Genomic DNA, 350 nt, shown 5'->3' on the forward strand with positions numbered 1-350 from the left:
GCGGATGCCGAGGGTACGCCGATCGTCACATCCGCGGCGCCGGAATCCAGCATGTCGATAGCGTCGTCGCGGGCGCTGAAATTCCGGACCTGCAGTGTGATATCAGGCGCCATCTCCGAGAGTCGCCGGATGAGCTGCGGCAACAGTACGAAGGCCGGGTGATCCGATAGTCCGAGTGTGAAGGTGAGGGTGGAGGCCTGCGGCTCGAAGCGCTGCGTAAAGGCGAGCGTCTTCTGGATTTCCGCCAGTGCCTGCTGCAGCGGTCCCGCCAGATCCGTGGCCCGCGGCGTCGGCTGCAGTCCGGCCGGCCCGCGCACGAAAAGCTCGTCCTGAAACAGCGCCCTCAAACG

General features: G+C 65.7%; 1 protein-coding gene. It reads right to left on the minus strand.

Annotated elements, in window-relative coordinates; translation table 11 throughout:
• Nucleotides 1-350: LysR substrate-binding domain-containing protein (locus tag AC1DIX_RS28465; RefSeq protein WP_477328713.1), on the minus strand; the 350-nt coding region annotated here is incomplete at both ends.

It is taken from the genome of Massilia sp. 05N420 (assembly GCF_056397205.1).